Raw genomic sequence first — 1,164 nt, forward strand, 5'->3', positions numbered from 1 at the left:
TCCTACAGGAGAGTATGGAAATAAAGTATTCACAAAAACCATTTATGATCCTAAAATTATAAGTGATAAGGAATTTATTAACCGTGGAATTGAAGCAGCTAATGACGCTAAATTAAAAACTAGTGATGGAGTTCTTTCAAGAGAATGGACAGGTGTTGACAGTAAAGAGATAACTTGGAGAGGATACCATAAAGGTGGAGAAATCTCTTCTTTTTTTCCAGAATAAATTAAAGATATACGAGGAGAGATATGTATGCAAAGAGAATTTAGATTAAAAGATGAGGATTTACTAGATTTAACTCATTTTCCTATACAAGCAGTGTTTAATATGGTAGATGATGAAAGATTTTTAAAGGTAATCAATTCAGTTTGTGAAGGAGTAGGATTTGGAGAGGAATATGGCGCATGTACTTTTCCAGGAGATTTGGATGAGTATGATATTGCCAATGGAGATTCATTTGAAGGTGTAGAATTTGCATTATACAGTGGTGATGAGGTAATAATTGATTATCAAACACTTTATCATTATTTAAAAAAAATGTGTGAGGGTTATTCAAAAAAGTATCCAAACACAATTAAGAGATTAGAAGACAGTCTTAAAAAATTTATTGAATTATACAATATTAATAGGTAGAGACTATTTATAACTTACCCAAAATCATTATAAAAGGGTTACCGCCACATTGCCATCAAGCTAAAATTTTATTGTACCCCCAGAACGAGATTTTGTGCTAATTGGTCACAAAAAAGCTAGTTTTTTGGTTTTTAATATTTTAATTAGAAAAAGAAGACTACTATTTGCTTTTTAGTCTTCTTTTATTTGCTTTTTAATAGGTTGATATATATTTTAAAAGAAATTAAAGGTGAAATGTGTGGTAAGCTACCTGAAAAATCTACTGGTGAAAAAATTTGGGACGGTATTGTAGATAGGACGGGACAAGCAGTTAGCGATACAATAGACGGAATAAAAGCTTTAGGAGATTGGGAAACGTGGGAAAACATGGGGAACGCTGCTTTGCACCCTATTGATACCCTTAGTACCATGTATAATGCATTATCGGATTCATTTATTAATGATGTAATAAATGGAGACGCAGAAAGTCGGGCAAAGTGGGGAAGTTATGCTTTAACTCAAATTGGGCTAGGTCTCATTGGTGATAAAGG

Annotated in this window: 1 protein-coding gene and 2 pseudogenes; all 3 read left to right on the plus strand. The window is 32.4% G+C overall.

All coding sequences use genetic code 11. From position 1 onward, the window contains the following. Nucleotides 1–226: pseudogene (locus AC1DJR_RS30655) on the plus strand (hypothetical protein); the annotation flags it as partial. A 27-nt stretch (nt 227–253) separates the two neighbouring features. Next, on the plus strand, nt 254–634 hold the full coding sequence (gene cdiI, locus AC1DJR_RS30660; RefSeq protein WP_410589156.1) for a ribonuclease toxin immunity protein CdiI: 381 nt from the start codon (nt 254–256) through the stop codon (nt 632–634). A gap of 225 nt (nt 635–859) precedes the next feature. Then, nucleotides 860–1,164: pseudogene (locus tag AC1DJR_RS30665) on the plus strand (cytoplasmic protein); the annotation flags it as partial.

It is taken from the genome of Bacillus sp. 05T31 (genome assembly GCF_056396725.1).